General features: G+C 45.7%; 9 protein-coding genes. All 9 read right to left on the bottom strand.

The features are described from left to right. Positions 1 to 529, bottom strand: a 529-nt coding sequence (locus tag QZL64_RS05185) for an S-adenosylmethionine:tRNA ribosyltransferase-isomerase (protein ID WP_296309333.1), incomplete at its 3' end; no start/stop codon positions are given. A gap of 100 nt (positions 530 to 629) precedes the next feature. Then, positions 630 to 2,153, bottom strand: coding sequence for a SpoIID/LytB domain-containing protein (locus QZL64_RS05180; RefSeq protein WP_021840938.1), 1,524 nt, complete (start codon positions 2,151 to 2,153; stop codon positions 630 to 632). Further along, positions 2,150 to 3,199 carry a Holliday junction branch migration DNA helicase RuvB gene (ruvB, locus tag QZL64_RS05175; RefSeq protein ID WP_021840937.1) on the bottom strand — a complete coding sequence of 350 codons (1,050 nt, stop codon included), beginning with the start codon at positions 3,197 to 3,199 and terminating at the stop codon, positions 2,150 to 2,152. Before ruvB ends, QZL64_RS05180 begins: the two co-directional genes overlap by 4 nt. 2 nt (positions 3,200 to 3,201) lie before the next feature. Then, positions 3,202 to 3,810: a Holliday junction branch migration protein RuvA gene (ruvA, locus tag QZL64_RS05170; protein WP_021840936.1), complete on the bottom strand. Its 609-nt coding sequence runs from the start codon at positions 3,808 to 3,810 to the stop codon at positions 3,202 to 3,204. 22 nt (positions 3,811 to 3,832) lie between these two features. Continuing rightward, positions 3,833 to 4,333 carry a crossover junction endodeoxyribonuclease RuvC gene (ruvC, locus tag QZL64_RS05165; protein ID WP_021840935.1) on the bottom strand — a complete coding sequence of 167 codons (501 nt, stop codon included), beginning with the start codon at positions 4,331 to 4,333 and terminating at the stop codon, positions 3,833 to 3,835. A gap of 164 nt (positions 4,334 to 4,497) precedes the next feature. Next, positions 4,498 to 5,223 carry a gamma-glutamyl-gamma-aminobutyrate hydrolase family protein gene (locus QZL64_RS05160; protein WP_021840934.1) on the bottom strand — a complete coding sequence of 242 codons (726 nt, stop codon included), beginning with the start codon at positions 5,221 to 5,223 and terminating at the stop codon, positions 4,498 to 4,500. Between the two features lie 144 nt (positions 5,224 to 5,367). Then, complete coding sequence (gene trmD, locus QZL64_RS05155) at positions 5,368 to 6,162, bottom strand: tRNA (guanosine(37)-N1)-methyltransferase TrmD (RefSeq protein ID WP_021840933.1); 795 nt, start codon at positions 6,160 to 6,162, stop codon at positions 5,368 to 5,370. A gap of 57 nt (positions 6,163 to 6,219) precedes the next feature. Then, positions 6,220 to 6,717 (bottom strand): ribosome maturation factor RimM, encoded by a 498-nt coding sequence (rimM, locus tag QZL64_RS05150; protein ID WP_021840932.1) that lies wholly within the window; start codon positions 6,715 to 6,717, stop codon positions 6,220 to 6,222. After that, a complete protein-coding gene (locus QZL64_RS05145) occupies positions 6,717 to 7,124 on the bottom strand; it encodes a YlqD family protein (RefSeq protein ID WP_021840931.1) in 408 nt (135 codons plus the stop codon). Before QZL64_RS05145 ends, rimM begins: the two co-directional genes overlap by 1 nt. Positions 7,125 to 7,131 lie beyond the last annotated feature (7 nt).

Below are 7,131 nucleotides of genomic sequence, written 5' to 3'. Positions count from 1 at the left end.
CGGCGGCCGACCCTTTTTCACGAGCATACACCGTCTGATAACGGTCTTTATCTTCTAATTTTTCGTGGATATATGGCGGCAACGGCATTTCGCCGATTTCCTGAATGATATCGTCGAAAACACCCTGTGCCGTAAATTCAATGATACGACCGCCAAAGCTTGTTTTATCCAATACTTTACCGGTCAAGCGGTCATCGAATACCAATTCCTGACCAATCGGGCATTTTTTACCCGGTTTGACCAAGCATTCCCATTTATTTTCACCACAAGGCGTGAGGAGCAATACTTCTACTTTGCCGCCACTGCCCCGGCGATGACCGTATAAACGAGCGGGAATTACCTTCGTATCGTTAAAGACCAACACATCATTGTCGGATAATTCATCAATGATGTCATAAAAATGATCCTTGTGAGCCACTTCACCGGTCACCTTATCAAGGAGCATAAGACGCGATGTATCACGCGGTTCCACCGGATGCTGAGCAATCAGTTCTTCCTGCAATTCATAATCAAAATCTGTTACCTTCATGGTAAAACTTCCTTCTTTCAAACTGTAGTTAATACGTTTTTTGAGATTACGCATATTTCCCATCTATCAGGCTTAGCTATGCATACCTATGCGAGATAAATTAATACGCTTTATCTATGGTCACACCCGTATAATAGTGCGTTAAAATCGTTTTGTAATAATCCTTAGCCGACGTAGGTGCTTTCGCCGCCATAGCCGCTGCCCCCCACTGGGACAGGCCTAAACCATGGCCCCAGCCATAACCGCGAATCGAAACGGTATCAGTTGCCTTTTTAAACGTGTGATAAGCTTTTGGATTTTTAAAACTATCCGCCGTAGACGGCACTTTCACGTTTACGTAGAAATCAAACAAGGTGGATTTCAAGCCGAATATTTTCATAATCGTCTCGCCCGTCAAAGTAAGCGTCTTTTTATTACCTACAAAATCCGCCGTCATAACTCGACCGGACACGCCGCGATCTTTAAACTTCATAGGACGCTGGCGCAAGGTACTGAGTTTAATTTCTTTAAGGGTGCCCACATCTTTACCGGCTACACGCAACTTCGCTTCCATTTCGGCCCGCGTAAGTTTAACGGTCCAGGCAAAGCTGTCGCCGCTTTGCTTGTAATCGGCATAATCCTTAACGCCGCGCAAATACGGCACATTACTGCCCCACACGTTTTCACTGTTTTCCGTGTAACCACCCGCATTGGAGTGGAACAAGGCTTCAATAGGCTGTCCTTTATACTGCACCACCATGCCTTTGGTATCATCCACGGCTTTCGTAGTGCTGTTAAATTCCGCTGCCTGACCGTTATAGACCTGATGATTCGTGGTCGGCTGCACATCGTAAGCTTTGGCAGCACTTTGTTTCATATTGTATAAAGCATAGGTGCGCGCTGCGACGGCCTGTGCTTTCAAAGCTTCTTGAGGCCAGCTTGGCGATACTTCTGCCGGTACCACGCCATACAAATACTCTTCAATAGAAACTTCATTAATGAGCATCATGCCGCCTGACGAAGTGGGCACAATTTTAATGGCGCCGCGATACGGTTTACTATCCAGCAAAATAGTGCCTTCTACATTGCCTTGCCACGATTTAATATAGGCAGAACCGTCTACAGTTTTGCCGTTTACCGTCACTTTATTATTTTTAACGCCGATTGTTACTGTGTCCGTAGCGGCAAACTTGGCAAATGGTGATTTATTACTCGTATACACTGCCAACTGGCCGCTACCGGCTACGGGCCAAGTACTGCTGCGCATCGCCAATAAAACGCGAATGGCCGGAATATTAGCTTGCTGTGGCGTATTAAAGGCCGGCACTTTCGTAAACTTAGAGTTTGAAGCGGTAGCACTGTTTTTTGTATCAGTAGCTTTTGCAGCACTCTTACTTTCCGACTTCGTAGTAATCGTGGTAGTTTTCGTCGTAGTTACCGTATGGGTATCTTTATTCGCCTTCGTTACCACCGTTGTCGTCGATTTAGTTTCTTTTACCGGTGTTTTAATCGTCGTAGTCGTCGTTGTCGACTCAGACCCTTCTTTAGTGACCGTCACACTGGCCCCCCAAACGGGCACAACCGATGTCATCAAACAGCTTAAAACGGCTGCCAAAATTACACGATTTACTGCTCTCAATCTCATAAATCCCCCTGACTAGATGCATTAACATTCGGATTCGTAATACCCAAATGGTCGTAAGCCAACTGCGTCGCCATACGCCCACGACTAGTGCGAATCAAAAAGCCCAATTGCATCAAATACGGTTCATACACATCTTCGATGGTATCGCGCTCTTCACTGGTAGCCGCCGCAATCGTATCGATGCCGACAGGGCCACCGTTAAATTTCTCAATAATTGTTTTTAAAATTACCCGGTCTACCCGATCGAGTCCCAATTGGTCAATGTCTAAACGCTGCAAGGCATCATCGGCAATGATATTGGTAATTTCACCGTCACCCAGTACTTGCGCCACATCGCGGACGCGCTTCAACAAGCGGTTCGCAATACGCGGGGTTCCCCGGGAACGACGGGCAATTTCAGCGGCTCCGGTATCGGTAATCTTTGTATTCAATACTTCCGCCGCCCGTTTTACGATGAATTCCAACTCATCCTGCTTGTAATATTCCAAATGATTGATAATACCGAAACGATCACGTAACGGTCCCGAAAGAGCACCAGCCTTAGTGGTAGCGCCGACTAAGGTAAACGGTCTTAAATCGATGCGCACCGAACGAGCGCTCGGTCCCTTCCCGACTATAATATCCAAAGAATAATCTTCCATAGCAGAATACAACACTTCTTCTACCGTACGGGATAAACGATGTATTTCATCGATGAATAATACATCATGGTCCTGTAAATTACTGAGGAGCGCCGCCAAATCGCCGGAACGTTCAATGGCCGGTCCGGATGTAATGCGGAAGTTTACGCCCATTTCATTAGCAATAATGCCGGCCAAGGTAGTTTTTCCAAGCCCCGGCGGTCCGTATAGCAAAACATGGTCAAGCGCTTCTTTACGTTCTTTCGCCGCTTGAATATATACTTTTAAATTATTTTTTACATCCGTTTGGCCGATGTATTCGTGCAAATAGCGCGGTCGCAAAGAGAACTGCCAAGTGTCGCCACTTTGTTCTTCTTTACCCACCACGCGGCTTTGACTGTCAACCACACGTATTTCTTCTTTCATGACTACCTACCCTTTCCCAATTCAGATAATACGTCGCGTATCAATGTCGCCACATCTCGCTCACCATTATCCAATTGAGTGAGTATATCAACAAATTCCGATTCCCGATAGCCCAAGGCCATTAATGCGTCCGCCGCCTCACCGGCAATGCCGGTTTGCGCAACATGTACCGCCGTATCAAGAGCCGCCTGAGGGGCCGGTGCCGTCGTAAATTTACCGATTTTATCTTTTAATTCGAGCACCAAACGCTCGGCCGATTTTTTACCGATACCGGGAAGCTTCGTAAGTGTTCCCAATTCGCCATTCATAATGGCCACTTTGATACCATCCACGGACAGCCCGGACAAAATACCGAGCCCCACTTTTGGCCCGATACCGGATACGGAAATCAGCAAAGTAAAAAGATCATATTCGTCTTGTGTAGCAAATCCATAGAGCTGAATCGCATCTTCGCGAACACTCATATGGGTATATAATAATGCTTCTTGTCCTTCTATTAACGCATCGCGGGTGGTTCCGGAAATATATACGCGATAACCTACACCATGCACATCAATAAAACAGGAGCCTTGAAAAATCTGATTAATGATACCACGAAGAAAACCTATCATGAACTACTGCCTCCTACAAAATCTATAACTGCAAACGGCGCCGTAAGTCATCGCCATGGGAGCTGTGAGCAGTACAAATGGCAATGGCCAAGGCATCGGCCGTATCATCGGGCTTAATTTTCTCACGAATTCCGAGCATATTCATAGTCATATAAATAACCTGCTCTTTAGTTGCACGACCATAGCCTACTACGGCCTGCTTAACCTGTAGCGGCGTATACTCATAAATAGGGATGCGCCGTTGGCTGGCGGCCAACAAAATGACGCCCCTCGCCTGTCCTACGGCAATGGCAGTCGTTACATTGCGATTAAAAAACAATTGTTCTACGCCAAATTTATCGGGCCGGTATTCTTCCAAAATATCACTTAAATCATTGAATAATATTTCAAGCCGCATGGCATCCGTGTCCTGCGGCGTGGTTGTAATACAGCCGTAAGCAACGGGTTGCAACCGACTGCCGTCCACGTCGATAATGCCATAACCGCAAATAGCGGTGCCCGGGTCTATACCTATAATTCGCATAATAATCTCCTTCTAAAACTATTTATCTTTTTATTATAGCATCTATAGAACTATAGACCAAACAGATTAGCGAATTAATCACAGTCTATGAGTCATCTTCACTATCGTTCAAGCCCGCTATTATTAAAATAAGTCCGTTATGATTAGAAGTAAGTTTTCCTGTATTACATGCGTTCCTTAACTTTTGACACAAACGCTTCAAAAAGAGCATACATATCTTCGTGTTCACGCCACATATTTTCAGGATGCCACTGTACGCCCACTACGGACGCATCATTGTTTTCAATGCCTTCCACAATGCCGTCGAGACTGGTAGCCGTTACTTTCAATGAAGGAGCAACCTCACGAATCGCCTGATGATGGCGGGAATTGACCAAAGTATTTAACCCTAACACAGCATGTAAAAAGCTGTCCTTGGCCACGGTTATACTGTGAGTAGGATAGCCGCCGGGCGCTTTTTGGGAATGCTTAATATACGAATTCGGGCACTGCGTTTTGATGTCCTGATACAAATCACCGCCTAATGCTACGTTGATGATTTGTGCCCCTTTACAGATACCCAAGATAGGTTTACGCACCTTAACGGTAGCCTGAATCAATTCACGCTCAAACACATCCCGTTTATAATTCACCATACCGATTTCACGACGCGGTTCTTCACCGAATAAATGAGGATCTACATCGGGGCCGCCATGAACAATAAGACCATCATATAATTCAAAATAGTCTTCGCCGATGGCATTCGGTACATCCGGTAAAATAAACGGAATACATCCCAATGCACTGAGCACTTCTACCAGCTCACGAGATACATACGGTGCTCGTTGTAAATTGGTGCTGTTCGTAGCATCCATATAAGTATCGGCCGTAATTGCAATGCGTGGTTTCATAGCAGTCCCTCATTTCTAAAAACGTAAACTTCGGGCAAACAGGTAAATCAAGTCGGCTTAGCTGTAAGCGCCTTTAAAGCCTGCCGTCCGTCAAACTATCATTACATACATTATACAAAAAAGGCCTATGAAATTTCCACCTGTTTATGGTTTCCATAGACCTTGTTTTTCCAATTCTTTAATGGCCCGTTTTTCATCATCTGTAAGTTCGCGTTCCAATAAATCCGGACGCAAACGGCGAGTACGCAATAAGGCCTGCTGTAAGCGCCATGTGGCTATGTTTTTGTGATGACCGCTGCGCAATACTTCCGGAACCTCCCAGTCTCGAAAAACCGGTGGTTTGGTGTACTGCGGCCCTTCCAAAATAGGCCTGTAGAAGGAATCTTCAATCGCCCCCGAAGCAGCCCCCAGAACGCCCGGAATCATGCGCGCAACCGCATCAGCCACAACCATGGCCGGCAGTTCACCGCCGGTAAGCACAAAGTCACCGATGGAAATCGTTTCATCGATTAAATGCTCTTCCACGCGATAATCGACGCCTTCATAATGACCGCAAATAAGCACCAACTGGTCGTAAGTCGCCAATTCTCGTGCCTTGGCCTGATTAAAAGTACTGCCCGTAGGACCTAAGAAAATGACCCGTTTTCGCAGCTCTGGAGCAGGTTCGTTCGCTTCAGCTGATTCTGGTGCATCAACCTGTTCCGCTGTTTTTGCCAATACATGCTCCACAGCTTCAAAAATGGGTGGCGCCATCATGAGCATCCCGGCCCCGCCCCCATAGGGTGTATCATCCACTTGATTATGCTTATTGTGAGCAAAATCACGGGGATTCGTTACTTCCATAGTAAGGCGCTCGGCAGTCATAGCTCGCTTAATAATAGAATGGTCAAAAAAAGCAGCAAAGAACTCAGGGAATAAAGAAATAATGTCAATTCTCATAGTATCACATTATCCTTTCCGGCCTAAAGGCCTTTCACCTAAGTCTCGGCTGCTCTATTAAATCCATTCCGGCGGATCGGCAATAATCTTACCGCCTTCAACATCAATATCTAAAATTACATGTTCCAACACAGGTAATAATAAATCAGGCTGACCTTCCTGTTTGACTACATACACATCATTGGCGCCCGGTTGCAATACATCAGACACGGTACCCAGTACATGGCCCTTTGTATCTTCCACGGTTAAACCGATGATATCAAAAATGTAGTAACGGCCTTCCGGCAATTCCACCAACTGGTCGCGAGGAACTTGAATTTCCTTGCGAGCCATCAATTCGGCAGCATTACGATCCGGCACTTCTTTAAAAGTCGCCAAAATAAATTGTTTATGATAACGAGCGGATGTGATGTGGTATTCTTTACCATCAATGTAGCAGGCATCCATCGTCAAAAACCGATCGGGAAAATCGGTCTGCGGCATTATACGAAGATCACCCCGCACACCGTGCGGGGCAACAATAACGCCTATGGTAATCAGCTCATTCCGATCCATTATTTACGGAAAGCGACAATTTTGCCGTCTTCGAGCAAAATTTCAGAACCCATTAAAGCGTCGAGGTCATCCCCAACTTTAACCGTAATGGTCTGTTCCATAGTGCCCTGACTAATTTCAGAACCAAGTTCAAGCTTTTCCGCATCCTTTAATTTGGCTGCTACGTCCGCCTTAAAGTTTAAACGTTTTTGCTTTTCTTCTTCAATCTGCTGACGTAATTGAATAAGACCTTGCGCATCGATTTTAGCTTGTTCACTGAGTAAACGTTTAGCTTGGAATTCGATTTGCTGTAAGTCCTGTTCAACAAGATCCAAACGCTGCTGAAGATCGGCAATAAGCTTAGCTTTGAGCCCTTCTGTAACTTTCGATTTGATAGCTACAGGAACACGTACTGTCATTTCTTCCATGTTTTCT

The sequence above is a fragment of the Veillonella sp. CAG:933 genome, assembly GCF_000431435.1.
Lineage (GTDB): Bacteria > Bacillota > Negativicutes > Veillonellales > Veillonellaceae > Veillonella_A.
Note: the sequence above shows the minus strand (reverse complement) of the source record. Positions and strands in the feature narration are given on the sequence as shown.